The organism is Streptomyces sp. MMG1533 (assembly GCF_001279775.1).
Classification (GTDB): domain Bacteria; phylum Actinomycetota; class Actinomycetes; order Streptomycetales; family Streptomycetaceae; genus Streptomyces.
The window spans coordinates 100,056-124,263 of the sequence record NZ_LGDG01000085.1 but is presented as its reverse complement, the minus strand read 5'-3'; the positions used below and the strand labels follow the sequence as shown (position 1 = coordinate 124,263).

16 protein-coding genes and 1 pseudogene are annotated in these 24,208 nt (G+C 73.0%); 3 read left to right on the top strand and 14 right to left on the bottom strand.

Annotation, left to right across the window (positions count from 1 at the left end; genetic code table 11):
* A pseudogene (locus tag ADK57_RS47235) lies at positions 1–124 on the top strand (DNA-binding response regulator); the annotation flags it as partial.
* Positions 125–130: 6 nt separating this feature from the next.
* On the opposite strand, the gene ADK57_RS11810 reads toward ADK57_RS47235, so the two are convergent.
* On the bottom strand, positions 131–829 hold the full coding sequence (locus ADK57_RS11810) for a Crp/Fnr family transcriptional regulator (RefSeq protein WP_053749355.1): 699 nt from the start codon (positions 827–829) through the stop codon (positions 131–133).
* Positions 830–941: 112 nt separating this feature from the next.
* Between ADK57_RS11810 and ADK57_RS11805 the strand changes: the two genes are divergently transcribed.
* Entirely contained in the window at positions 942–1,205 is a 264-nt protein-coding gene (locus tag ADK57_RS11805) for a YciI family protein (protein ID WP_053749354.1), read from the top strand.
* Here ADK57_RS11805 and ADK57_RS11800 read toward each other — a convergent pair.
* The 4 genes from ADK57_RS11800 to ADK57_RS11785 all read right to left on the bottom strand — a co-directional run bounded on the left by ADK57_RS11800 (position 1,202) and on the right by ADK57_RS11785 (position 5,576).
* Entirely contained in the window at positions 1,202–2,143 is a 942-nt protein-coding gene (locus ADK57_RS11800; RefSeq protein ID WP_053749353.1) for an ADP-ribosylglycohydrolase family protein, read from the bottom strand. The genes ADK57_RS11805 and ADK57_RS11800 overlap by 4 nt on opposite strands.
* A gap of 73 nt (positions 2,144–2,216) precedes the next feature.
* Positions 2,217–3,209 (bottom strand): UDP-glucose 4-epimerase GalE, encoded by a 993-nt coding sequence (gene galE / locus ADK57_RS11795; RefSeq protein WP_053749352.1) that lies wholly within the window; start codon positions 3,207–3,209, stop codon positions 2,217–2,219.
* 118 nt (positions 3,210–3,327) lie between these two features.
* The gene (locus tag ADK57_RS11790) at positions 3,328–4,932 is read right to left on the bottom strand and encodes a glycosyltransferase family 2 protein (RefSeq protein ID WP_053749351.1); all 1,605 of its coding nucleotides are present in this window, start codon (positions 4,930–4,932) and stop codon (positions 3,328–3,330) included.
* Between the two features lie 149 nt (positions 4,933–5,081).
* The gene (locus ADK57_RS11785) at positions 5,082–5,576 is read right to left on the bottom strand and encodes a MarR family winged helix-turn-helix transcriptional regulator (protein WP_053749350.1); all 495 of its coding nucleotides are present in this window, start codon (positions 5,574–5,576) and stop codon (positions 5,082–5,084) included.
* A 119-nt stretch (positions 5,577–5,695) separates the two neighbouring features.
* Here ADK57_RS11785 and ADK57_RS11780 point away from each other — a divergent pair, with 119 nt between their 5' ends.
* Complete coding sequence (locus tag ADK57_RS11780) at positions 5,696–6,109, top strand: organic hydroperoxide resistance protein (RefSeq protein WP_053749349.1); 414 nt, start codon at positions 5,696–5,698, stop codon at positions 6,107–6,109.
* A gap of 13 nt (positions 6,110–6,122) precedes the next feature.
* Here the strand turns inward: ADK57_RS11780 and ADK57_RS11775 are convergent, their stop codons facing one another.
* The 9 genes from ADK57_RS11775 to ADK57_RS11735 form a co-directional block, all read right to left on the bottom strand.
* Positions 6,123–7,685, bottom strand: coding sequence for a hypothetical protein (locus ADK57_RS11775; protein WP_053749348.1), 1,563 nt, complete (start codon positions 7,683–7,685; stop codon positions 6,123–6,125).
* Between the two features lie 82 nt (positions 7,686–7,767).
* Complete coding sequence (locus tag ADK57_RS11770; protein ID WP_053749347.1) at positions 7,768–9,066, bottom strand: hypothetical protein; 1,299 nt, start codon at positions 9,064–9,066, stop codon at positions 7,768–7,770.
* Positions 9,063–11,294: a bifunctional glycosyltransferase/CDP-glycerol:glycerophosphate glycerophosphotransferase gene (locus ADK57_RS11765; protein WP_053749346.1), complete on the bottom strand. Its 2,232-nt coding sequence runs from the start codon at positions 11,292–11,294 to the stop codon at positions 9,063–9,065. Before ADK57_RS11765 ends, ADK57_RS11770 begins: the two co-directional genes overlap by 4 nt.
* 7 nt (positions 11,295–11,301) lie before the next feature.
* Positions 11,302–13,512 carry a bifunctional glycosyltransferase/CDP-glycerol:glycerophosphate glycerophosphotransferase gene (locus ADK57_RS11760; RefSeq protein WP_053749345.1) on the bottom strand — a complete coding sequence of 737 codons (2,211 nt, stop codon included), beginning with the start codon at positions 13,510–13,512 and terminating at the stop codon, positions 11,302–11,304.
* 131 nt (positions 13,513–13,643) lie between these two features.
* Positions 13,644–15,995 (bottom strand): bifunctional glycosyltransferase/CDP-glycerol:glycerophosphate glycerophosphotransferase, encoded by a 2,352-nt coding sequence (locus tag ADK57_RS11755; protein ID WP_078973075.1) that lies wholly within the window; start codon positions 15,993–15,995, stop codon positions 13,644–13,646.
* A 150-nt stretch (positions 15,996–16,145) separates the two neighbouring features.
* Positions 16,146–17,054, bottom strand: coding sequence for a carbohydrate ABC transporter permease (locus ADK57_RS11750; protein ID WP_053749344.1), 909 nt, complete (start codon positions 17,052–17,054; stop codon positions 16,146–16,148).
* Positions 17,051–18,394 (bottom strand): carbohydrate ABC transporter permease, encoded by a 1,344-nt coding sequence (locus ADK57_RS11745; RefSeq protein ID WP_078973071.1) that lies wholly within the window; start codon positions 18,392–18,394, stop codon positions 17,051–17,053. Before ADK57_RS11745 ends, ADK57_RS11750 begins: the two co-directional genes overlap by 4 nt.
* Positions 18,395–18,398: 4 nt before the next feature.
* Positions 18,399–19,775, bottom strand: coding sequence for an ABC transporter substrate-binding protein (locus ADK57_RS11740; RefSeq protein WP_053749342.1), 1,377 nt, complete (start codon positions 19,773–19,775; stop codon positions 18,399–18,401).
* A 247-nt stretch (positions 19,776–20,022) separates the two neighbouring features.
* The gene (locus ADK57_RS11735) at positions 20,023–23,781 is read right to left on the bottom strand and encodes an FtsK/SpoIIIE domain-containing protein (RefSeq protein WP_053749361.1); all 3,759 of its coding nucleotides are present in this window, start codon (positions 23,779–23,781) and stop codon (positions 20,023–20,025) included.
* Positions 23,782–24,208 lie beyond the last annotated feature (427 nt).

The following is a 24,208-nucleotide window of genomic DNA, read 5'->3' as shown; positions in this document are numbered from 1 at the left end:
CGTGGTCACCGAACGGGCGGTCCACAAGCACATCGGCAACGTGTTCCTGAAGCTGGGACTGCCGCCGAGCGACAGCGGACACCGCCGGGTGCTGGCCGTGCTGACGTATCTGAACAACGTGTAGCCGGGCTCAGCCGGGAGCGTCGGCGTCCGGCGCGGCACGCAGGGCGAGAAGCTCCGGGGCGACGACCTCGATCCGGCCGTCCTCGGCCCACCGGACCAGACCGTCGCGACGCAGCCGGGACAGCGCCCGGTTCACCGTGACGCGGGTGACGCCCAGCAGGTCGGCCAGTTCGCGCTGGCCGCCGGGCAGGGAGACGGCGGCGGCGGGCCGCTCCGATGCCGTCCGCTCCAGGAGCCAGGCCGCGAGTCTGGCCTCGCAGGGCAGCGTGACGGTGTCCGTCAGCCGGTCCTGCTGGGCGCGTGCCTGGGCCGCCAGGAGACGGAACACATGGGCGCGGACCGTCGCCGAGTCGTCCAGCAGCGCCGTGAACCGCGCCCGCGGCACGGCCCGGACGGCGCACGGGGTCAGCGCGGTGAACGTCGCCGTGTGACCCACCCCGTCGAGCAGCGCCACCTTGTCCAGCGCGCAGGGCCCGTCCCACGTGCCGAACCCCACCACACGCCCGACCGTCGTCGTGGCGGACGCGGCCGCACGGCCCTCCAGGAGGACCAGCAGGTGGTCGGCCGGGGTGCCCTGGGCCCGGAGGATCTCGCCGGTGTCGTAGCGGCGCGGCACGGACGCGTCCCACAGCGCGGTCAGGCCGGCGTCCGGCAGCGTGGCGAGCAGCGGTACGTCACGCAGCCGCCGCCAGCCGTGCGCGTTCATGCCGGTGCCGTCTCCTTCCTGGGCGTGCTGTATCGGCCGATACAGCACGGGTCGGTGCGCGGAGCCTAGCCTCGCGGGCAGCGAAATACCGTAGACCGGAGAAGGGACCCCCGTGCTCGTCGTCGAACTCGCCTTCACCCCCGCCCCCGAACGCCTTGCCGCCCGCCCGGCGCACCGCGCGGCCCTCGCCCGACTGCATGCCGGGGGAGAGCTCGTCGCGGCGGGTCCCTGGGATGACGACAGCGGCGCACTCCTGGTGTTCGCCCTGGACCGGCCGCGGTTGGAGGAGGTGATGCGGGAGGACCCGTACTACCGCCGCACTCCCGGAGTCGACGTGCGTTCGATCCGCGAATGGGCCCCGATCGTGGGCATCTAGCCGCTCAACCGGCGGGCGAGTTCCGTCAGTTCCGGTGCGCGCAGGACCCGCTCGCCGAATCCCGGCAGTGGTACGTGCAGGGGCACGGTCCAGCGGTCGGGGATCGCGGTGATCCCGTACACGGCGCCGGCGAGACAGCCGGCCACCGCGGCGACGGTGTCCGTGTCGCCGCCGAGGTCGATCGCGGCGCGTACGGCGTCCTCGTACGAGGCGGTGGTCCGCAGGGCCCAGACGGCGGAGCCGAGGCAGGGCCACACGGCTCCGTTGAACTCGGTCGCCTGATCGGGGTGCCAGTCGGGGGCGAGGACGGTGGCGTAGCGCGGGCGGTGGTCGGGGTGGAGCGCCGCGAGGGTGTCCGGGAGGGCGGTGAGCGGGTCGGCTCCGGTCAGGGCGATCCGTACCGACTCGTGGAGGACGGCGGTGCCTTCCCAGGCCGCCCGGTCCCCGTGGGTGAGGGCGGAGAGACGGCGGGCGGCGTCCATCGTGGCGTCGCGGCCCTGGGGCGCGAAGTGCACGGCTGAGGTGGCGGCGCGCATCAACGCGCCGTTGCCCGCCGCCCGTTGACTGGTCTGAAAGTGCAACGCCGCCGCCAGGTCCCAGGGGTCGCCGCTGCCCAGTACGGCCTCGGTCTGCAGGCCGATGTCCTTCGGGTCCGACGCCGCCCACCGCCGGAACCGCCGGAAGACGTCCGGGAGTTCCAGCCCGCCGCACTCCAGCAGCGACTCGCCGACCAGGACCGCCATCTGCGTGTCGTCGGTCGCCTCGCCCGGTTCCCAGCCGCCGCCACCGCACATCTCGCCGCCCTGCCCCGGCTCCGGGAAGCGGGCGGAGAAAGCGCCCTCGGGGCCGAACTCGAAGGGCGCGCCCAGGGCGTCGCCGACGGCGGAACCGACGACGGCGCCGAGGGCGCGGTGCAGTCGGAGGGAGGCGGCGGTCATCAGCGCAGGCTACTTGCCAGGGCCAGGGCCAGGGCCAGGGCCAGGGCCAGGGCGAGGGTCAGGGCCAGGGCGGTCAGCCGCGAGCCGCCTCCGGATGCAGCCGCACCCACCCGTCCCACGCCGACGTGATCATGTCCTGGACGTCGTGCTTGGCATTCCAGCCCAGTTCGACGGCGGCGCGGTCGGCGGAGGCGACGACGCGGGCCGGGTCGCCGGGGCGGCGCGGGGTGACCGTCGGGGGGCGGTCGTAGCCGGTGAGGGCGTTGATGCGGTCGATCATCTCGCGGACCGAAACGCCTTCCCCGCGGCCGATGTTGAGGGTGAGGTCACGGCCGGGGGCGGCCTGGAGGGCGCGGGCGGCAGCGACATGGGCCTCGGCCAGGTCGACGACGTGGATGTAGTCGCGTACGCAGGTCCCGTCCGGCGTTTCGTAGTCGTCGCCGAAGATGCGCGGGGGCGCGTTCTCCGTGAGCCTCTCGAAGACCATGGGGATGAGGTTGAAGACGCCCACGTCCGCGAGTTCGGGGCGCGCCGCGCCCGCCACGTTGAAGTAGCGCAGCGACGCCGTGGACAGACCCGTCGCCCGGCCCGTCGCCCTGACCAGCCACTCGCCGGCCAGCTTCGTCTCGCCGTAGGGCGACATGGGCACGCACGGCGTCTCCTCGGTCACCAGATCGCCGTGGCGCGCGGTGTCCGGCATGCCGTACACCGCCGCGGAGGACGAGAACACGAAGGACGGCACGCCCGCCTCCGACACGGCCTCCAGGAGGACGCGCAGGCCCTCGACGTTCTCCCGGTAGTAGTGCAGCGGCAGGTCCACCGACTCGCCCACCTGCTTCTTCGCCGCCAGATGGACCACCCCGGTGACCTCGTGGTCGGCGAGGGTGCGGGCCAGGCGCTCGCCGTCCAGGGTCGAGCCGGCCACCAGCGGCACGTCGTCGGGGACGCGCTCGGCGATGCCGGTGGACAGGTCGTCGTACACCACCGTCCGTTCGCCCGCCTCGGTCATCGCCCGTACGACATGCGCCCCGATGTAACCGGCGCCGCCGGTGATCAGCCAGGTCATGTGCGGCCGTCCCCTCGTCAGTTGGCCTGTGGTGGTGCGTGGTCCGTGGTCCGTGGTGCGTGGTCCGTGGTGCGTGGTGCGTGGTGCGTTTGTGTGGGTGTGCGGTCGGCTCCCGTCATCAGTGAAGCAGGCGGCGGAGTCTGGTGCGGGCGACTGTGATGACTCCGTGTGAACCGGTGGCGACTCGCAGTGCCAGCCCTCCGGAGTGCGTGGCGTACGGCTGGACGAGCACCACGCCGTGCCGGGCGCTGGGCAGGACGCGTCGGCGCAGCAGACCAGCGCTCGTGTGCGCGTGCGCCGTGACCTCGCGGTACGCGCCCTCGCCGAAGCGCACGCGCAGCCGCAGATCCCAGGTGCCCGAGCCGAGTGCGGCCACGTCGACCGTGGCCTCGGCCGACCACACACCGTCGGCGGAGGCCACGAGTGCGGCCGTACGGCTGTGCCCCACGCTCCCGTCCTCCCGGCGCCGCCACTCCACGTCCGCGGCCTGCGGGCGCGCCTCGGCCAGTCGCCCGTACATCTCGTGCAGGCGGAGTCGGAGGGGGAGGCGGGTGGCACGCGCGCGTGGGCGCAGTTCCGCGTCGACGGCGAGGGGGAGCAGGCGGGCGGGGCGGGTCAGAAGGGGCTCCAGGGTGACCCGGGGGAGGTCGTCGGACCAGATGGGGGTGCCGTCGGCGGCGCGCGCGTACGGAGGGAGGAGCCGCGAGGGGCGGGACGCGAGCTCCCGGAGCCGGGGCAGGTCGCGCGGCTCGGGGGAGGCCAGGATCACGCGCCCGAGGAGGCGGCCGGGCCCCACGGGGTTGCGCGTCCAGTCGGACGCGTCGTACTCCGTGAGGTACGCCCGCGTGTGCGCCCACCACTCGCGCCGGTAGTGCGCGTCGCGCAACTCCAGCTCACGTACGTACATGCGCAGCTCGTGGTCGAGGAACTTGGCGCGCGCCGCCCGCGCCAGCCTCTTCTGTCCGGCGTCCAGCAGGATGTCGTAGGTGAGTCGGCAGGCCTCCGTTCGCGCCCGCCAGTTCTCGATGTCCGCGCGGTCCAGGGAGATCGACAGTCGCTCGGCGGACCGGCGGACATGCCACACGTACACCCGGTCCGGGACGAGGGCGATGCGCGGGCCGGCGGCCAGTACGCGCGCGGTGAAGACCAAGTCCTCGTAGCGGAAGCGGCCTTCGGGGAAGCGGATGGCGTGTTCTCGCAGGAAGCCGGTGCGGTAGAGCTTGTTGACGCAGAGCGTGTCGTGGACCAGGCGCGGGCGCAGCGCGGGGCGCGCGATCACGGCGGGCGCCGTGTACAGGTGCGGCTGCCACAACACCTCGCGCCCCTCGGGCAGCTCGCGGCGCACGCACAGGCCGCCCGCGACCTCCGCGCGCGCCTCCGTGGCCGCCGTGAGCAGCGCGTCCACCGCGCGGGGCGGCAGGACGTCGTCGCTGTCGAGGAACATCACGTACGGCGATGTCACCGCGTCGAGCCCGGTGTTGCGGGGGCTGCCGCAGCCCCCGCTGTTGGCGGGGTGCCGGATGACCCGCAAGCGGGGCTCCGCCGCGGCCAGTTCGGCGAGCAGGTCCGCGCTGTTGTCCGTCGAGCAGTCGTCGACGGCGACGACCTCACCGACGGCGGGCCCCTGCGCAAGCGCCGAGCGGACGGCGTCCGTCACGTGGGAGGCGTCGTTGTGGCCGATGACGACGACGGCGACCTGTGGGGAGTGCGAGGGACGTCTCATCCGGCGGATCGTAAGCCGGGTGAATGGCACTAACGTGCCGATACGCCGTCAATTGCCAGTAATAGGTCACTAAGGGGACAAAATCGGGCAGGTGGAGGGCGGCTGGCGGTAGACGGCCGGGGCGCTGTTCCGCGTCCACCGCTCCCCGGCTACTGGCGGCCCGGCATCTCCTCCAGCGCGGCCGAGTCCAGCGTCGACGTGAGGTGGTCGAGGCGTTCGCGCAGGTCGCGGAGTTCGTCGAGGTCGAAGCCAGTGGCCTGGAAGATCCGGCGCGGCACCTGGAGCGCGGGCGTGCGCAGGGCGACGCCCTCCTCGGTCAGCCGCACCTCCACCGAGCGTTCGTCGCGGGCGCTGCGCTCCCGTCGGACGAGGCCGGCCGCCTCCAGGCGCTTGAGCAGCGGCGACAGTGTGCCGGAGTCGAGACGCAGGTGCTCGCCGAGCTTCTTGACGGGCATCTCGCCCCGCTCCCACAGCACCAGCATCACCAGGTACTGGGGGTAGGTCAGTCCGAGGTCCTTGAGGATCACCCGGTAGACACCGTTGAACGCGCGCGAGGCGGCGTGCAGGGAGAAGCAGATCTGGCCGTCCAGGCGCAGCCAGTCCTCCTCGGAGGGTGCGTCGGCGGGTGTGGGTGTCGGGGTCATGTCTCCAGGATAGCTCTTGTAGGCCATTTAGTTGTGTGCAATTGAATTGTGTGCTCTACTTGTGATCGCAGGCGGCCGGAGAGGCCGCCGGTACGTGACTCGAGAGGGATGGTTTTTCCATGGACGCGCTCTACACCGCTGTCGCCACCGCCACCCACGGCCGGGACGGCCGTGCCGTCTCCTCCGACGGCAAGCTGGACCTCGCCCTGGGCATGCCGGTCGAGCTCGGCGGCAACGGCCAGGGCACCAACCCGGAGCAGCTGTTCGCCGCCGGCTACGCCGCCTGTTTCGGCAGCGCCCTCGGCCTCGTCGGCCGTCAGGCCAAGGTCGACGTCAGCGACGCCGCCGTCACCGCCGAGGTCGGCATAGGCCAGCAGGGCGCGGGCTTCGGCCTCAAGGTCTCCCTCCGCGTCGAGCTGCCCGACACGCTGGACGAGGCGACCGGCCGCAAGCTGGTCGAGCAGGCCCACCAGGTCTGCCCCTACTCCAACGCCACCCGCGGCAACATCGAGGTCGACCTCGTCATCGAGTAACCCCACCCGTGGGTCACCCTCCGACCCGCGCCAGGACCTCCCCCGTCCGCCCGCTCCACGCCACCACCACCGCCTCCTCGGGCACCGGGTGCCAGCGTGTCAGCAGCAGCCAGCGCACGTGGTAGCGGCGGACGACGGAGGTGCGCTCGGCGCGGGTCGACGTCGGGGCGAGGTAGGCGCGGACGTCCGCGAGCCGCCTCGCCCGCTCCCGTTCGTCGAGGGACGCGTCCGGCCAGGCGGGCGCGGCGAGGTTCGGGCCGTGGCCCGCGATCGCGTGGCCGGCGTAGTAGCCGTCGGTGATCACGACCTCGCCGGGCCCGATGTGCCGCGCGGCCCACTCGTACGTCGGCCAGCGCGGCGGCTGCGCGAAACCCACCGGATCCAGCGAACGCGGCACGACCGCCCCCGCCTGCACGGCGAGAAAGCCCACGCAGGCCCCGGCCGCCGCGACCCCGCCCAGCACCCGCCGCCGGACCGGCCACGGTCGCGGCGCCGCCAGCTCCACGGCGAGCGCGAACTGCAGCGGCACCAAAGTCAGCCCGAGGATCCTGCCGTAGGTGTAGTGCCCGCTGAACCACCCGTAGGCCACCACCAGGCAGTCGAGCACGAACATCAGCACGAGGGGATCGCGCAGCGACCGCCGCCTTCGCAGCCAGAGCGCCGGCAGCCCCAGCAGCGCCAGCCAGAAGTGTCCGCCGAGGTCGCGGTACAACGTCCGGTGCATTCCGTCCACGCTGCCGTCCCCGGCCAGCGCGAACACGTCGAAGTACGGCCAGCAGACGGCGACCAGCAGCGCGGTCCCGCCCGTCAGCGCCCACCGGCCCACGACCGCCGGCCGCCATCCCCGCTGCCACCCGGCGACCAGGGCCACGCCCCCCAGCACCGCCGCCACGGCCGTGATCGGGTGTACCAGCAGGATCAGCCCGTACAGCACGCCGAGCCCCGCGTACCCGCTCGGGCTCGGCAGCCCGCTCGGCCCGACGTACCGCACCGCCCGGCCCGCCTCCCGGGCCCGTGCCCCCGTCAGCCCCCACGCCCAGAAGGCCAGCCCGATCGCGAACGCCGACGGGTAGCCGAGGTTCCCCGTCATCGACATCAGCCCGAGGTACCCGCTCCACCAGGCCCGCTCGGTCCCCCACAGCAGCGTCATCGCGGCCAGCGCCAGTACCGGCGCCCACTGCCTCGGCGTCAGCACTCGCACGAAACGGCCCAGGCCGCTCAGCAGGACCAGCAGGTTCACCGGCCCGGCGAGCTGCAGCACCTGCCAGCCGCCGAGCCCGGTCAGCCGCGCGAAGGCGCCCTGCGCCACGGCGTACGGCGAGTAGTACGGGCTGCCCGCGCCCGGCAGGTCGGCCATGGGATGGCGCGGGTGGAACAGGTCGGCCCTCAGGCGCTCGACGACCGCCGCGTGCTGGCCGGCGTCGCAGCACAGCGGCACCCGCCAGTACGCCAGCGACATCACCAGCCAGAACAGGAACCCGACGACCTGGTACGGAGTGGGACGCCGGATCCGGCCGCCGCGCAGCGCGGTCGCCCCGCGCACGGTCCGCCGGGCAAGGACGCCGACGCCGCTCATCGGACGGCACGCAGGGGGAGGGGCTGAGGCACTGGCCGTATGTTCCCCGCGACCCCGCCGAGGTCGACGGCCCAGACGTTCCTCACCCCATCGAATGAGCCCGTTCGGCGCGATCCTGCGCGGGCAGCGTCACCGGCTCCCGCAGGAAACGCTCCAGCAGCAGTGGCACCCCCACCACCGGCAGCAGCCACGCCGGCACGATCAGCCGGTCGCCCCAGATGTTGATGTCCGGGTGCCCGGCCTGCGTGAGGATCCCGGTGAACGCCGCCGCCACCAGGAACCCGCCGAACGCCCGGCGGCGCCCGCGCAGCGCACCCCACGCACCCGCCGCCAGGGCCGCCGCGAGCAGCGGCTGCCACAGCTGCCGACGCAGCCACTCCGTCCAGAAGTTGGCCTGAAGGTGCAAGAACTCCGGCCACGGTCGGGTCCGGTCGGGCCGGGTGAAGTGGTTGGCGAGCAGATCCTGGACGCTCTCGGACGTGGACGGGTAGTCCAGCACCTTCGCCAGCACCAGGCTCCCGACCACCGCGCCGGAACCCACGGCCGCGAGCGCCACGGCCCCGCGCCCCGTATCCCGCCCACGCCCCGCATCCCGCCCACGCCGCCACCGCCGTACGCCGATCCACGCCCCCGCCCCCGCCAGGCACAGCCCCAGAAACAGCGCCTGCGAGTGCTTCACCGTGAACATCCCGGCCAGCGACCCGCCCACCAGCACCAGACCGGCCCGCGCCCGATGCCCGTGCAGCACCAGCGCGCACCCCCACACCACCGCCAGCGTCAGCGCCAGCAACAGTCCCTCCGTCATGGGCCGCATGGCGGTCGTGCCGCACGGCAGGACGTAGTACAGCGCCTGACCGGTCAGCGCGAGCGGCATCGGCACGGACAGGGTGCGCAGGATCAGGAACGCCAGGATTCCGCCCGTCACCGCGATGACGACACTCGAGGCCCACACCCCCCAGGTCACGCCGAGCACGGTGACGAACGGCAGCAGGAACACCGGGTATCCGGGCCGTGCCTCGAAGATCCGCATGAACCGCGCCGAACTGAACGGCACCGTGTGCCCGCCCGTCCGGCCGTCCCGCAGCCGCGCGTCCACCTCCCGCCAGGCCGTGGCCCGGCACTCCGTCACCACCTGCCGCCTGGGGTCCGGCGCGTGGAAGCGCACCACGTCCACCTTCTGCCTGCGGTAGGCCGTCGACGCCCGGCCCCCGCAGGCGTAGTCGATGGTGGCGGCCGCCGCCGCCCGCTTGCTGTCGCCGCGCAGGCTCAGGGCGTACGACAGGTAGTTCTTGGTGTCGGGAGTGTCCCGGCCGGTGACGTTCGCGAGCTGGAGCACGGCGAACACCGCGGCCAGCGCCGGCACCCAGGTGCGCGGCCTCATGAGGACGCCAGCAGGTCACGGCCGGCGGCGGGCGCCGGCAGCGGACGGCCGGCCGCCGCGGGCCGGGGCGGCACACCGCCGTCCTCTCCCTCGCCGAGCATCAGCAGGCGTACGACCCGTTCGGCGGCGTACCCGTCGTCGTACTCGCAGAACCGGTCCCGGAAGGCGGCCCGCAGCCGCGCCGACTCCTCGTTCCGCCAGGTCCCGGACGCGAACAGCCACGCCAGCTCGCGGTAGGAGCGCGACACATGGCCGGGCGCCTCGGCCGTGACGTCGAAGTAGGTGCCCCGGCTCGCCGCGTACGCGCCCCGGTCGTCGGCGTGGACCACGATCGGCCGGTCCAGGAGGGCGTAGTCGAACATCAGGGCCGAGTAGTCGGTGACCAGGACGTCGGCGGCGAGCAGGACGTCCTCGACGTGCGGTTCGTCGGTCGCGTCGACCAGGACCCCGCGCCGGTGCAGTTCGGCGAGCCCCATCCCGCGCGCCGGGCCGGTGGCGAGGGAAGGATGGAGGCGGACGACGAGGGTGTGGCCGTCGCCGAGGTCCTCGGCGAAGCGGGCGAGGTCGAACCGCTCGACATGGCCGCCCCGGCGGTAGTCGCGGTGGGTGGGCGCGTACAGCACGACGGTGTGACCGTCGGGGATGCCGAGCCGGGCGCGGACTCCCCGGCCGCGCTCCGGGCCGGCCTCGACGAGGACGTCGTTGCGCGGGCTGCCCGTCCGCAGCGAGGTGAAGCGGCACGGATACGCCCGCTCCCACACCAGCTCGGAGTGCCGGTTGGCGACCAGGCTGTAGTCCCAGCGGTCCGCGCGGCGCAGCATCTGCGGCACGTCGGAGCCGAACCGGGCGCCGGGCTTGGCCAGCAGGTCGGCGCCCATGTACTTGAGCGGGGTGCCCTGGTGGGTGTGGATGTGGACGCTGCCGGGGCGCTTGGGCAGGGTGCCGGGCCAGTTGACGTTGTTGACGAAGTACGTGGCCCGCGCGGCGAGCCGGCGGTAGCCGGGGGAGTCGAGCAGGACGTGCTCGACGTCCGGCGGCAGCAGGGCCGCCTGCGCCTCGTCGCGGACCACCCACACCCCGCGGATGTGCGGGGCGATCTCCCGCGCCTTGCGGTGGACGGCCGCGGGGTCGCCGAGGACGCCCCGTTGCGCCGAGTAGAGGGCGAGGTCCGGGTCGAGGGGCCTCAGGGCGGTCAGCGCGTACCGGGCGCGCGTGACGCGTACGGCCGCCGCCCGGCGTACCCGTTGTGTTCGCCGCCCGACCGCCTGACCGGCCCGCTCGGCCTGCCGCCCGGCCGCGTACCTGGCGTAACCGCCCTCCAGTACGCGCAGTTCGGGGGCGACCGGGGTGCCGGGCGGCCTGTGCCTGCGGAACAGCTCGGCCGTACGGCGGAAGAACTCGGCCTTGGCGGACGGGGGCAGCCGGTCCGGCTTGGAGAGGATGTCCAGGCAGTGCGCACCCATCGCGGTGTGCAGATGCGGCCGCCAACGCGCGAGCGCGGGGCGGGAGTCGAGGAACGTGAAGACCCGCTCGTACTGGTCGTGGATGTCGAAGTGCTTGCGGCTGGTGGTGGACAGGATGCTGCCCTGCCGACGCTGGCGGTAGTTCACGCAGATCCGGTCGAGGGTGGCGATCCGCGAGGCGCTGAGCAGGACCGGGAACGTCCAGGGTGTGTCCTCGTAGTAGCCGGGCGGGAAGGCGAAGCCCTCGCGGCGGACGAACGCGCGGCGGTAGACCTTGTTCCACACGACCATCAACAGGTCGAGGATCTCCGGGCGTTCGGCCGCGGTGAAGGTGCCGTCGGCGGCCTCGGCGAGCACGTGCGCGAGAACGTTCCGGCGGGTCCCGCCCCACCAGTGGGCGCGTACGTAGTCGAAGATCAGGACGTCGGGGTCGCCGGTCTCCGCCAGCCGGTCGGCCATCGCGCGCAGGGCGCCCGGGGTGAGGGTGTCGTCGCTGTCGAGGAAGAAGAGGAAGTCGCCGGTGGCGTGCGGCATCCCGGCGTTGCGGGCGCGGCCGAGGCCGACGTTCTCCGGCAGGTGCAGCACCCGCACGCGCTCGTCGCGGGCCGCGTACTCGTCGAGGATCGCACCGCAGCCGTCCGGCGAGGCGTCGTCCACGGCGATGACCTCGATGTCCCGGTAGGACTGCTCCAGGACCGAGTCGAGACACTCGCGCAGATAGCCCTGCACCTTGAAGACGGGCACGATGACGCTGAAGCGGGGCACTGCGGGGTCAGCTCCTTACGAGGGGGGCGGCGGCGGGGGCCGGGACACGTTCCGCGAGCGGGAGCACGGGCGGGAGCGCCTGGGGCGGCTCACCGAGGAACACCCGGCGTACGACGCGCTCGGCGGCGCGTCCGTCGTCGAACTGGCAGAAGCGCTCGCGGAAAGCCGCTCGCAGGGCCTCGGAGGCGGCTCCCGCGCACGAACCGTCGCGGAACACGCGTGCCAGCTCCTCCGGCGTCCGGGCCACCGGACCGGGCGGGGCCTGCAGCAGGTCGAAGTAGACGCCCCGGACCTCCCGGTAGACCTCCCAGTCGTCGGCGTACACGACGATCGGGCGGTCCAGGTTGGCGTAGTCGAACATGATCGACGAGTAGTCGGTGACCAGCGCGTCGGCGGCCAGACAGACGTCCTCCGAGGAGCGGTGCCCGGTGACGTCGATGATCCGGCCGCTGTTGCCGCCCCGCCCCTTGTCGTAGAAGTAGTGGGCGCGCAGCAGCACGACCACGTCCTCGCCGGCCTCCTCGCAGAAGGCCTCCAGGTCCAGCACGGTCTCGAAACCGGTGTGGTGGTCGCGGTGGGTGGGGGCGTACAGGACGGCCGTCTTGCCTTCCGGGACGCCCAACTCCCTTCGCACGCGGGCCACATCGTCGGCGGTCGCCGTGCAGTAGACGTCATTGCGGGGATAGCCGTACTCCAGTTGCTCGTACGAGCCCGGGAAGGCGCGCTCCCACATCTCCGTGGAGTGATGGTTGGACGAGAGGTTGTAGTCCCAGCGGTCCACGCGGCCGAGGAGCCCGGCGAAGCTGCCGGTCGCGGCGGCCACCACCGGGTACGTCGACTGGTCGACGCCCATCCTCTTCAGCGGGGTGCCGTGCTGGGTCTGGAGGTGGACGCTGCCGGGGCGTTTGACGACGCCCGCGGCGAAGTTGGCGTTGTTGACCAGGTACTTGGCGCGGGCCAGCACCTCCCAGTAGCGAGGGCTGCCGATCACGGCGTGGTCGATGCCCTCGGGCATGGCGTGCACCTGGTCCGGCTCGACCAGGAACACCGCGCGGATGTGCGGGGCGAGTTCGCGGGCCTTGGCGTGGATCGCCGCCGGGTTGCAGGCGTAGCCGCGGCCCCAGTAGGCGCAGTACACGGCGAGGCCGGGGTCGAGGGGGCGCGCCAGATGGCGGCGGTACCGGAGGCGGGTGCGCGGCATGTGGGGGTGGGGGAGCATTTCGAGGGCCTTCGCCGCCGACCGGTTGGCGGCACGCAGGGCACGGAAGGCCGCGTACGACCCGGTCGCCAGCAGCCGGTGCTGCACACCCAGGCTGCCGCCCGGAACCACGTACCCGGAAGGGCGGTGGTGCCGGTACAGCCCGCTCGCCCGGCGGAAGAAGGCGCGGTGCCGTGCGGGCAGCCGGTGGGGCTGGGCGGCCGTCTTCACCACGGCGGCGAAGAGCTGCTCGAAGAGGTGGTTCAACCGCTCCCCGGACAGGCCCTGTTCGGCGGCACGCGTGAGCACCTGGTCGGCCCGGTCGAGCAGTTCGAAGTGGTGAGGTCCCGGCAGGGCGAGGCGGTCGCCCTGCCGGCGCACCAGGTGCCGTACGACGACCGAGCACAGCACCGCGATCCGCTCGGCGCGCAGGGCGACCTGGCCGCCGAAGCCGAGGTCGGTGAAATGGCCGTCGGGGAAGGTGAGTCGGTGTTCCGTGAGGAAGCCCCGGCGGTAGGCCGCGCTCCACGCCGGGAACTGCACCCCGGTCAGCTGCGGGGCCTCGTCCGGCGAGAAGCTTCCCTTCGGCGTCCTGGCCAGCACCGGCGCGGCCGGGTTGGTCGGCTCGCCCTCCCACCAGGGCGTGCGCTCGTGCTCGAAGTGCAGCACATCGACGCCGGGGCCCTCGCCGGTCTCCGCGAGCCGTGCGTCCAGCGCCGCCAGCGCGCCCGGCACCAGGACGTCGTCGCCGTCGAGGAACAGCAGATACGCGCCGGTCGCCGCCCGCATCCCCGCGTTGCGAGCCCCGGCCAGGCCCGCCGACGGCGGCGAGTGCACCGGGGCCACCCGGAAGTCCCGGCGCGTGTAACCGGCGACGACGTCCGCGGCGGGGGAGTCGGGTGCGTCGCAGACCGGGATCAGCTCGAAGTCGCCGAAGGACTGGGCGAGCACCGAGTCCAGCGCCAGGGACAGCCGGCCGACGACCCCGTGGGACGGGACGATGATGCTGAAGCGGGGCATTCTGCTCATTCTCCGGGTTCTCTCGGCTACGTCCGGCCGGGCCGTCCCGCCGGGCGCCAGGTGGAGGGCCGGGTCGGGGTCGGCCGCGAAGGACTGGAGGGCATACGAACTCCCCGGAATGGGAACGGCGTTCAGACGCGGTCGCCGACGGCCTGCGAGCCGACGGTCTGCGAACTGACGACCTGCGAACCGACGGTCTGCAGATGGACGGCCGGCGGAAGGACGGCCGGCGGAAGGACGGTCGGCGGACCGGCGGGCTGTGGCACTCCGGCCTGCGGGAAGCGACCGAGAGCCGCCGCCGCGGACGGCACGGGGTGACGCTCGGCGAGCGGGACGACCGGCGGCAGGTTCGTCTCCCCCAGCACCACATGGCGTACGACCCGCTCGGCGGCGCGTCCGTCGTCGTACGGGCAGAACCGCTCGCGGAACGCGGACCGCAGCTGGGCGGAGCGTGAGCCCCGCCAGTGGCCGGTGGTGAAGATGTCGATCAGCTCGTCCTCGCTGCGCGCGACCGCGCCGGGCGGGAAGGAGCGCAGGTCGAAGTAGGTGCCGCGGGCCGCCTCGTACGCCTCCCGGTCGTCGGTGAGGAGCACGATCGGCCGGTCGAGGTTGGCGTAGTCGAACATGATCGACGAGTAGTCGGTGACCAGGACGTCCGAGGCGAGGCAGAGCTGCTCGACGCTCGGGTGGTCGGTGACGTCGATGATCCGGTCCGATCCGGCGGTCAGGGGTTCGCCGTAGGCGTGGTGGGCGCGGGCCAGGATGACGAAGCGGGGGCCGAGGCGGCGCAGGAACCGCTCCAGGTCGAGGGCCGGGTGCCGGCTGCGGCGGTGGTCGCGGTGGGTGGGCGCGTACAGGAGGGCGACCGTGCCCTCGGGGACGCCGAGGGTCTCGCGCAGCCGGGACACGTCCGCGGAGGTCGCCTGCTGGAAGACGTCGTTGCGGGGCTGGCCGTACTCGAGCGTGCGGTAGCGGCCGGGGAACACGCGCTCCCAGGTCAGGGTGGAGTGGCGGTTGGCGGACAGGACGTGGTCCCAGGTGTCGACCGAGCGCAGGAGTTCGGCGAAGTCCGTGCCGCGGGCGGCCGCCGGGCGCTCCTGGAGGTCGAGGCCCATGTGCTTGAGCGGGGTGCCGTGCTGTGTCTGGAGGAGGATCTGGCCGGGGCGCTTGACCAGGCGGGGGTCGAAGTCGACGTTGCCGACCAGGTACTTGGAGCGGGCCAGTGCCGTCCAGTAGGCGGCCGTGCCGGGCCGGACGCGGTGGGTGGCGGTCGGGATCGTGTGGTGGTGCTCGGGGCGGGCGACCCAGGACGTGCGGATGTGCGGGGCGTGGGTGCGCAGCGCGGTCTCCAGGGCGCCCGGGTTGCAGCCGTGGCCGCGGCCGTCGTACGCGGTGAAGACGGCACGGTCGGCGCGCAGCGGCAGGCGGCGCTGGACGCGGTAGTGGAGCCGCAGGGCGGCGGTGCGCAGGGCCTTGAGCAGGCGGATGCCGGACTTGAGGATGCGGCGGCGCAGGGCCGAGGCCCGTTGCAGGGTGTGGAACGTGCGGTGCAGGCCGAACCGGACGAGGGCGTGCCGCAGCCGGGAGCGCAGCGGGACCGGGTGGCCGGGGGCGTGATGGCGGCGGCAGTGGGTGCGGGCCTGGCGCAGGAAGTCGGCCCGCGCTTCGCGCGGCAGCCGCTCGCGGTGGGCGAAGACCGCCGTCAGGTGGTTGACCATGCGGCGGAACAACACCGGCCGCCAGTGCGCCAGTTCGGGGCGCTCCTCGATGTACGCGAAGACACGGTCGTACTGCTCGAAGAGATCGAAGTGGCGACGGCTGGTGGTGCGGGTGATGCTGCCCCGACGGCGCTGCCGGTAGTGGACGCACACGTGGTCGAGGGTGGCGATCGACTCGGCGGCCATGAGGACCGGGTAGGTCCACGGGACGTCCTCGTAGTAGCCGGGCGGGAAGGCGAGGCCCTCGCGCTCGACGAACTCCCGGCGGTACGTCTTGTTCCAGACCACCGTCAGCAGCTTGAGCAGGCCCGGTCGGTCCTCCAGCCCGAAGGGAGCCGCGCCGTGTTCGGTGAGCTGGATCGCGGCCTGGTTGCGGACGGTCCGGCCCGACCAGTCGGTGCGGGCGTAGTCGTGGACCAGGACGTCCGGCTCGCCGGTCTCCTTCAGCCGGTCGGCGATGGCGCGCAGCGCGTGCGGGGTGAGGGTGTCGTCGCCGTCCAGGAAGAGCAGGTAGTCGCCGGTCGCCGTGCGCAGCCCGGCGTTGCGGGCACGGCCCAGGCCCTCGTTCCGCGGCAGGTGGACCGGCCGGACGCGCGGGTCGCGGGCGGCGAACTCGTCGATGATCGCGCCGCAGGCGTCCGGCGAGCCGTCGTCGACGGCGATCAGTTCCAGATCCGGATACGACTGGGAGAGCACCGAATCCAGGCACTCGTGCAGGTACGCCTGAACCTTGTACGCGGGGACGATGACACTGAACCTGGGCAAGGGGGACATCCAAGGGTCGTCGCGGGCGTTCTGCCCGGGAACGGCCGACCGGGTGTTTTGGTCACGATGCGTTACGGCATTCGGGGGACGGCGGGTGAATCAAGGGGCGGACCGGTGTGGCCCGCCCCTTGAAGTGACTCTCCGTGCCCTTTACTTGACCGCGCCCGCCATCACGCCGGACACGAACTGCCGCTGGAACGCGAAGAACACGGCCAGCGGGATCACCATGGAGATGAACGCGCCGGGTGCCAGGACGTCGATGTTGTTGCCGAACTGGCGTACCTGGGTCTGCAACGCGACCGTGATCGGCTGGCTGTCGGCGTCGGAGAACACGAGCGCGATCAGCATGTCGTTCCACACCCACAGGAACTGGAAGATGCCCAGGCTGGCGATCGCGGGCCCGCCGAGCGGCATCACGACCCGGGTGAACAGGCGCAGTTCACCGGCGCCGTCCAGCCGGGCCGCCTCCAGCAGTTCCCTCGGGATCTCCGCGAAGAAGTTCCGCAGCAGGAACACCGCGAAGGGCAGACCGAAGCCCGTGTGGAAGAGGACCACACCGAAGATCGAGCCGAACAGGCCCAGCTTGCCGAAGAGTTCGGCGATCGGGATCAGCGCCACCTGTACGGGCACGACCAGCAGGCCGACCACGCCCAGGAACCACCAGTCGCGGCCCGGGAACTCCATCCAGGCGAACGCGTAGCCCGCGAGCGCGCCGATGACGACGACCAGGGCCGTCGCCGGGACCGTGATCAGCACGGTGTTGACGAGCGAATTCGTGATGTCGCTGTTCTGCAGGAGCTTGTCGTAGCTCTCGAAGGTGAGTTGGGACGGCTTGGAGAAGACCTCCCACCAGCCGCTGGCGGCCATCTCCCGCGGCGGGCGCAGCGAGGACAGCAGCAGACCGATCGTCGGCACCAGCCAGAACAGGCCGACGACGATGAGGAACACGCGCAGCAGACCGCCGCTGACGCCTTCGGCGAGGCGGGAGCCGAGGGAGCGCTTGGGCTTCACGCTCTCGCCCGGGGCCGCTCCGGTGAGCTTGTCGACTTGGGTGGTCATCGCCGCACCTCCCGCTTGAGCCTGCGGACGTTGAACCACATCACCGGGATGACCAGCAGGAGCAGGAACACCGAGATGGCACTCGCCACGCCCGGCTGGTCCTCGGAGAAGCCCTTGCGGTACAGCTCCAGCGCGAGGACGTTCGCGTCGTCCTGCGAGGAGCCCGGCGCGATGATGAAGACCAGGTCGAAGATCTTCAGGACGTTGATCATCAGGGTGACGGCGACCACCGCGAGGACGGGCGCCAGCAGCGGGACCGTGACCCTGCGGAACACCTGCCACTCGTTCGCCCCGTCCACCCGGGCCGCTTCCAGGAGTTCACGGGGCATCCCGGCCAGCCCGGCCGCGATCAGCACCATCGCGAAACCCGCCCACATCCAGATGTACGACCCGATGATCGAGGGCGTGACCAGCGACGGGCCGAGCCAGTCCAGGCCGTTGTACGCCTCCTTGAAGTTGCTCGCGGGCAGCCGGAGTTGGGCACCGTCGGCCTTTTCCGGCAAGGTGAAGGTGCCGTCGTCGGCGGCCTTCGTGGACGCGACGACCTTGCCGTCCTTGACCGCCTCGATCTTCATGCCGGGGTAGCCGAGCTCGGTCGGGTCGGGCGCGCCGAGCGTGCCCACGCCCTTGCCGCGGGTGAAGTCCTGCCAGGTCGTGCCGGTGATCTTCCCCGGATCGGCCTGCGGTGCCACGGCTTTCTTCGCGTCGCCGGGCATCTGGTCGGGAGCGACGCCCACGAGGGGCAGGGTGACGGTGTCGCCGGTGTGGACCGTCGCCTTGGTGACGAAGCTTCCCCCTTGCGCCACGAGCGGCGAATCGCGGCCCGGGTGCGCCTTCGGGAACGCGGACGCCTCGGCGAACGTGTCGTGGACGCCCACCCACACCGCGTTCGCCACGCCCTTGTCCGGGTCCTGGTCGTAGACCAGCCGGAAGATGATGCCCGCCGCCAGCATCGAGATCGCCATCGGCATGAAGACGACCAGCTTGAACGCCGTGCCCCAGCGCACCCGTTCGGTCAGCACCGCGAAGATCAGACCGAGCGCGGTGGCGACCGTCGGGGCGAACACCACCCAGATGACGTTGTTCTTCAGTGCCGTACGGATGCCGTCGTCGGTGAACAGAGCCTCGTAGTTGTCGAATCCGGCGAAGCCGTCGCCCGCCTGGTTGTAGAAGCTGCGGACGACCGAGTACCCGATCGGGTAGACCACGAGCGCGCCCAGCAGCACGAGAGCGGGCAGCAGGAACATCGCTGCCACGGTCTTGCGGGTGCCGGTCACACTCTTGCGCGACTTGGGTGCGGCAGGGGGCGGGGTGCCCCCTGCCGCGGGGGCGGTTGTCATCCCGTCAGCCGCCGTAGGCCGCCGCCGCGTCGGCCTCCAGTTTCTGCTGGGTGCCGGCGATGTCCTTCGGGTTCTTCAGGAAGTCCTGCAGCGCCTTCCACTCGCCCTTGCCGGGCGTGCCGCCGAAGGCCTGCGGGGCCTGGTCGGACATGTCGAAGCGGAAGTCGTCGCCGGCCGCGATCAGCGCCTTGGCCATCTTCTGCTGCACCGCGTTCGGATACGCCGAGTCCGCCACGTTCTTGTTCGGCGAGAGGTAGCCGCCGAGCTTCGCCTGGACGGTCGCCGCGTCCGGGGAGGCCAGGAAGGTGGCCAGTGCCTGTGCCGCCTCGGAGTCCTTCAGGATCACCGCCGCGTCGCCGCCGGAGACCACGGGCGCGTTGTCACCCACGGCCGGGAACGGGAACACCTTCGCGTCCGTGCCGACCTTCGCACCTGCCTGGACGATGTTGACCTGCGCGAAGTCACCCTCGTAGACCATGCCCGCCTTGGGCTGGTCGCCGCCGGTGAAGACCTGCGTCACCGAGGCCGGGAAGTCCGTCTGCAGCGCGCCGGCCGCGCCGCCCGCGACGTAGTCCTTCTTGCCCCAGACCTGCGCCAGCGTGGTCAGCGCGTCCTTCACGGACGGGTCCGTCCACTTGATCTCGTGCTTGGCCAGCTGGTCGTACTTCTCCGGGCCCGCCTGGGAGAGATAGATGTTCTCGAACCAGTCGGTCAGGGTCCAGCCCTCGGCGCCGCCGACGGAGAACGGGGTGACACCGGAGTCGTAGACCGTCTGTGCGGTGGTGAGGAGTTCGTCCCAGGTCTTGGGCTCGGTGGCCCCCGCGTTCTCGAAGACCTTGGCGTTGTACCAGATCAGCGACTTGTTGGCGGCCTTGTAGTAGACGCCGTACTGCTTGCCGTCGACCTTGCCGATGTCCTGCCAGCCCTGGGAGTAGTTCTCCTGCAACTCCTTGAGGGCGTCGGCACCGAGGGGCTTGGCCCACTTCTTGTCCACGGCCTGCTTGATGGCGCCGGGCTGCGGGAGCATCGCGACGTCCGGCGGCTGGCCGCCCGCGATCTTCGAGCCGAGGAAGTTGACGATCGGGTCCTGTGCGGGCACGAAGGTCACCTTGGCGCCCGTCCGCTTCTCGAACTCCGCCAGAACCTTCTTGAAGTTGGCCTGCTCGGCGCCGCTCCAGACGGCGGCGACCTCCAGGCTCTTGCCGTCCAGCTTGGGGAGGGTGACGGTGGTGCCGGTCTCCTTGGCGGTCGTGTCGTTGTCGCTGCTCTTGTCGTCGTCGCTGCCGCAGGCGGTCAGCGAGAGCGCGAGGGCTCCCGCCACGAGGGCGGCCGCGGTTTTCGCGGCCCTGTTCTTCCGGTTCATACTGCTCGTGCTGCGCATCACTGCCCCGTTCTTCGTGCCTCGTCGAACGTTCGAGCGCTGTCCCGTGCGGTCTGGTCTACGCCCGGGGGGTTGGGGGCGGCAAGAGCGCGTCGCGTGTCAAGTCGGGGATCGTGACCCCCTCGTGACCAGGTGTGGGTGGGTGGTGGCTCGCATCCGCCGGGGGCTGCCGCGCCCGGACCACCGCTATCGGCCTGAACTGCCTCGTCCTCAGGCGCCGGATGGGCGGGATCGTGCAGATCCGGCGCTACAGGAGCGACGGCACCTCGGTCGCCGCGACCTCTCGTGCCGCCCGCTCCAACGCACTGGCCAGCAGAGCCAGGTCCGTCGGGCCGTTGCCCAACTCCCGTACCGGGCGTCGGGTCGGCGGGTCACCCATCCGCTCCCACTCCAGCGGAACGACCGTCGGCCGCAGGGTCGCCGTGCGCGGGATGCGGCCGGTGACGCGGCCTCCCTGGAAGGCGGTTGCGCGCCCGTCCGCCCAGGTCAGGCGGCCGCGTCCCGGGGCCGGTTCGTCGGGGCCCGGGGTGGGGACGTCGAGGGTGACACGGAGGGTCGCCAGCCGCGCCGGGTCCGACTGGGCCGTACGGCCGCCGATGCCGGCCGCGGCCACCAGGTGGACGCCGAGGTGCTCGCCCTCGCGGGCCACGGCCTCCAGGGCGCGTATCACCGAACCCGCCGCGGGCCTGCCGGGCGAGCCCAACGCGGGGGAGACCAGGGCGTCCAGGTCGTCCACGATCACGACGAGGCGGGGCAGCGGCACTGCGGCCTCCGTCGGGCGCCGGGCGGCGGCCGGCCGCAGCCGGAGGGTGGAGCTGGGCGGGGTGTCCAGGTCACCGGTGTGCTCTCCGGCGCCGGACGCACCGGATGTACCGGACGCACCGCGTGCCGTAGCCGTCCGCTGGGTGACTATGCGGCCCGACACCTCGCGCCCGGTGTGCCACTCGGCGAAGTCGGAGCGCCCGAGCAGCTCCGCGCGCCGCTTCAGCTCGGCGCTCAGGGACTGGGCGAACTCCCGCATGCGCACGGGGTCGTTGGCGGTGAGATGGGTGGTGACATGCGGTACGTCCGTACAGACGCGCAGGCCCTCGCCGTGTCCGCCGCCGTCCGTGCCCACGCTGTCCCGGCCGTCGATCAGCACCACGCTCAGCCGGTCGGGCCGCTCGGCGGCGGCGAGCGAGGCGACGACGGCCCGCAGCAGTTCCGTACGCCCGCTGCCCGCCGGTCCCTCGATCAGCAGGTGCGGGCCCTCCGTCGCGAGGTCCGCGCAGACCGGGCCGCGCGGTCCGGCCCCGAGCACGGCCCAGGCCCGCCCGCCGAGCGACTCCGTGTCGTCGGCCGCGTCCGCCCAACGGGTCATCAGCGACGCCGGGGTGGCCCGGGCCAGCCCCAACTCGTCCAGCAGCCTGGCCGCCTGGGGCAGCGGCGCCGACACGCGCGCGTGCCGCTCACCGAAGGCGCCCTCCGCCCGCAACGGGGCCAGCGCCCGCGCGAACCGCTCGGCCCACGCGAGCGAGACGGCGTCCAGGGTGGCGACCGTGCCGTGGCCCACGGGCCCCGCGGGGCTGGTGGGGGCGGCGGGCGTGGCGGAACCGTCCGTGCCCGCCCGCGCCACCCGCATCAGCCGCAGTGCCGTCGCCACGTCGCCGCTGAGCAGCGCCACGGCACCGCACTCGCGGAACGCCGGTGCCGCCGCACAGGCCGCCTCGTACGTCTCCGTCACCGGCGAGGCGGGCGACGCGGGTGCCGTCTCCGCGAGGCACACGACGTGTATGCCGGCTCGTGGACCTTCCGACGCCAGCCGCGCCACCGCCTCGCGGACGGCGGCGCCTCCGGGGTCGCCGTCCACGACGACCACGGTGTACGGCCCGGGGAAACCGCCCCCGTCCTCGTCCACCGCGTCGTCGTCCCGGGCCCAGGAAGGGCGGTGGTTCGCACCGCGGGGCGGCGGACGGTCGCCGGGGGCACTCGTGTCGGTGCCGTACGACGAGGCCGTCTGCTGGGCGGAGGCGGGGACCGCGGCATCCGTCAGGTGGTCCTCCAGGCGGCGGAGGAGTTCGTCGGTGCGGGTCGTGGCCTGTTCGCGGTCGTAGGCGAGGAGGAGGCGGCAGTCCTGGCCGTGTCCCGGGCGCAGATGCGGCAGCCAGCCCAGCCAGGACCACTCGGCGGTGCGCTCCGCCACGGGGCGGGAGCGGTCCGCGCTGATCAGGACGATTTCCAGGGCGTCGGGGGAGTGCAGCGCGGCGAGCTGGGCGATGACCGCGCGGGCCAGCCCGGCAAGTCGCTCGCGCGGTCCGGCCAGCCCCAGCGCCCCGGCCTCGCGCAGATCGGCGGTCACCGGAACGGCGGGCAGCATTCCCGAGCCGTCGGGCGCCGCACGGTCCGCGGTACCGAGCCGCACCGTGAGCGCCTCCGGGTGGCCCGGGCCGCGCTCCCACAGCCGGGGCCCGGGGCCGAGCGCCGTCAGGAGCAGCGCCGCCGGGTCCGGCCAGGTCTCGGGGGCCTGGGACGACGGGGCCGGAGGTGCAGTCTGCGATGCGGGGGAGGCGGTGTCCCCGGTCTCGTCGTACGCCCCGTGTCCGGCCGGCTCCTGCTCGCCACGGCCGCCGGTCAGCCGACGCGCCCACGCCGAGAGCCCGCCGCGTTTGCGCAGGCCGGGCGGTACGTCGGTCCCGCGCAGGGGGGTTCCTTTGCGGCGGCCGGTTCCGGGGGCGGCGGGGTCCGTGCCGTAGTCCGCCCCGCCGGGCCCGGGGCCTTGGTCGTCTCCCCGGCTGTTTCCGTGGCCGTCGCCCGCATGCGTGCCCTGCCGAGCGGCGCCGGACGCGCCGGAGCTGGCCCGTCCGCCGTCCGAGGTGATCGCACGGGTGGCGTCGCCGGGCCTGCCCGCCCCGGACCGGTCTCCGTGGGTGCGTCCGCCGTCCGAGGTGACCGCACCGGAGGCGTCGCCGGGCCTGCCCGCCCCGGACGGGCCTTCGTGAGCCGGCCCGAAGTCTCCGGTCGCCGGGCTCGAGCTGCCGCCCGCCGCACCCACCCCGAACCGCCCGGCGTGGGTCGCCCCGCTGTCGTCGGAGCCCGAGCCGTCCAGGGGCACGGCGCTCGTCCGGCCGTGCGGCCGAGCCCCCCTGGTCTCGATCTGCGGCGCCCCGCCCTGGCCCGGTACGACGAGCGGTGGTTCGACGGGGCCGTGGCCCTGCGCGCCCGGGGTCCCGGTCGAGGCGCCCCAGCCCGCGGGGCCGTACGCGTGACGCGTCCTGTTCGAGGGGGTGGGTCCGCCGTCGGACACGGGAGCCTGTGCCGGTCCGCCTGCGGTGTCGCCGCCGGTCGGCACCCGCACCTGTCCCTCCCCGTCGGGAGTCGTCCGCACGCGTGCCCCCGGGCCGCCCGCCGGGGCCAGCCGCAGGGCCGACTCGCCGATCCGCAGCAGCGCGCCCGGCGTGAAGCGGACCGGGCGGGTGCCCACGCGCGTGCCGTCCAGCGAGGTGCCGTTCGTGGAGTCGAGGTCGGCGACCGAGACGCGGCCGTCGGGGCCGACCGTCACCGCGCAGTGCAGGCGGGAGACGTCAGGGTCGTCGAGCGGGACATCGGCGTCGGCGGAGCGGCCGAGGTGGATCTGGCCGCCATGGAGGAGATGGACTCCGCCCGCGTCCGGGCCGGCGACCACGTGGAGTTGGGTCGGCGCGTCGTCCAGCTCGGGATGCGCCTCCGGCTCGCCGGGGGCGCCCAGGGACAGCACAGCGCCGTCGATCAGCGGGGGTTCGCCCAGGGTGCAGCGCTGGGCGTCGAGCCGCTCCGCACCGGCGTACAGCACGGCCGGGCCGCCGCCCGCCTCCCGGTTCCGCTCCGACGGGGCGCCGGCCTCCGCGGGGAGCGCCGAGGCGAGCGCCGACGCCACCGCGGCCAGGGCGGTGCCCGCGGGCGCGGTGACCAGTACGTCGCAGCTCGCGGCGCGGCTCTGGGCCCGATCGGGCGACCCCAGCGGGTCTACGACGGTCAGCCGGATGTGCATCGCCGTCAGCGGTCCCTTCTGCGCGGGCACCCGGGGACGGGGACGAAGCCGCTCCGCGGTCCCACGCCACGGACTTCCCCCAACACCACGAGCACGTCGGCCAGTACAGGAGGCATCCTCGCACCTGCCACTGACAACGTGCCCGCCGCCCATCACCAAATGATCTTGATTGGTCGGCTCTGCCCTCAAAAGTGCCTGCCCAGTGCCCGACCCGTGACCATTTGAGATCGGTCACGCCCGGCTCCGGCAACCAACGGGATCGAGTCGAGCGTCTTTCCTTCGAACGGGTACGGGAACCGGTACGTAAGACGCACAGAAAGGCGACATCCCGGTGCCCCGGAGAGCGGCACTACAGTGGGTCGGAACACCCATAGCACGCCGGACACCCGGTGTGGGGACCAGGTAAGCCAGCAACAGGGAGCGCATG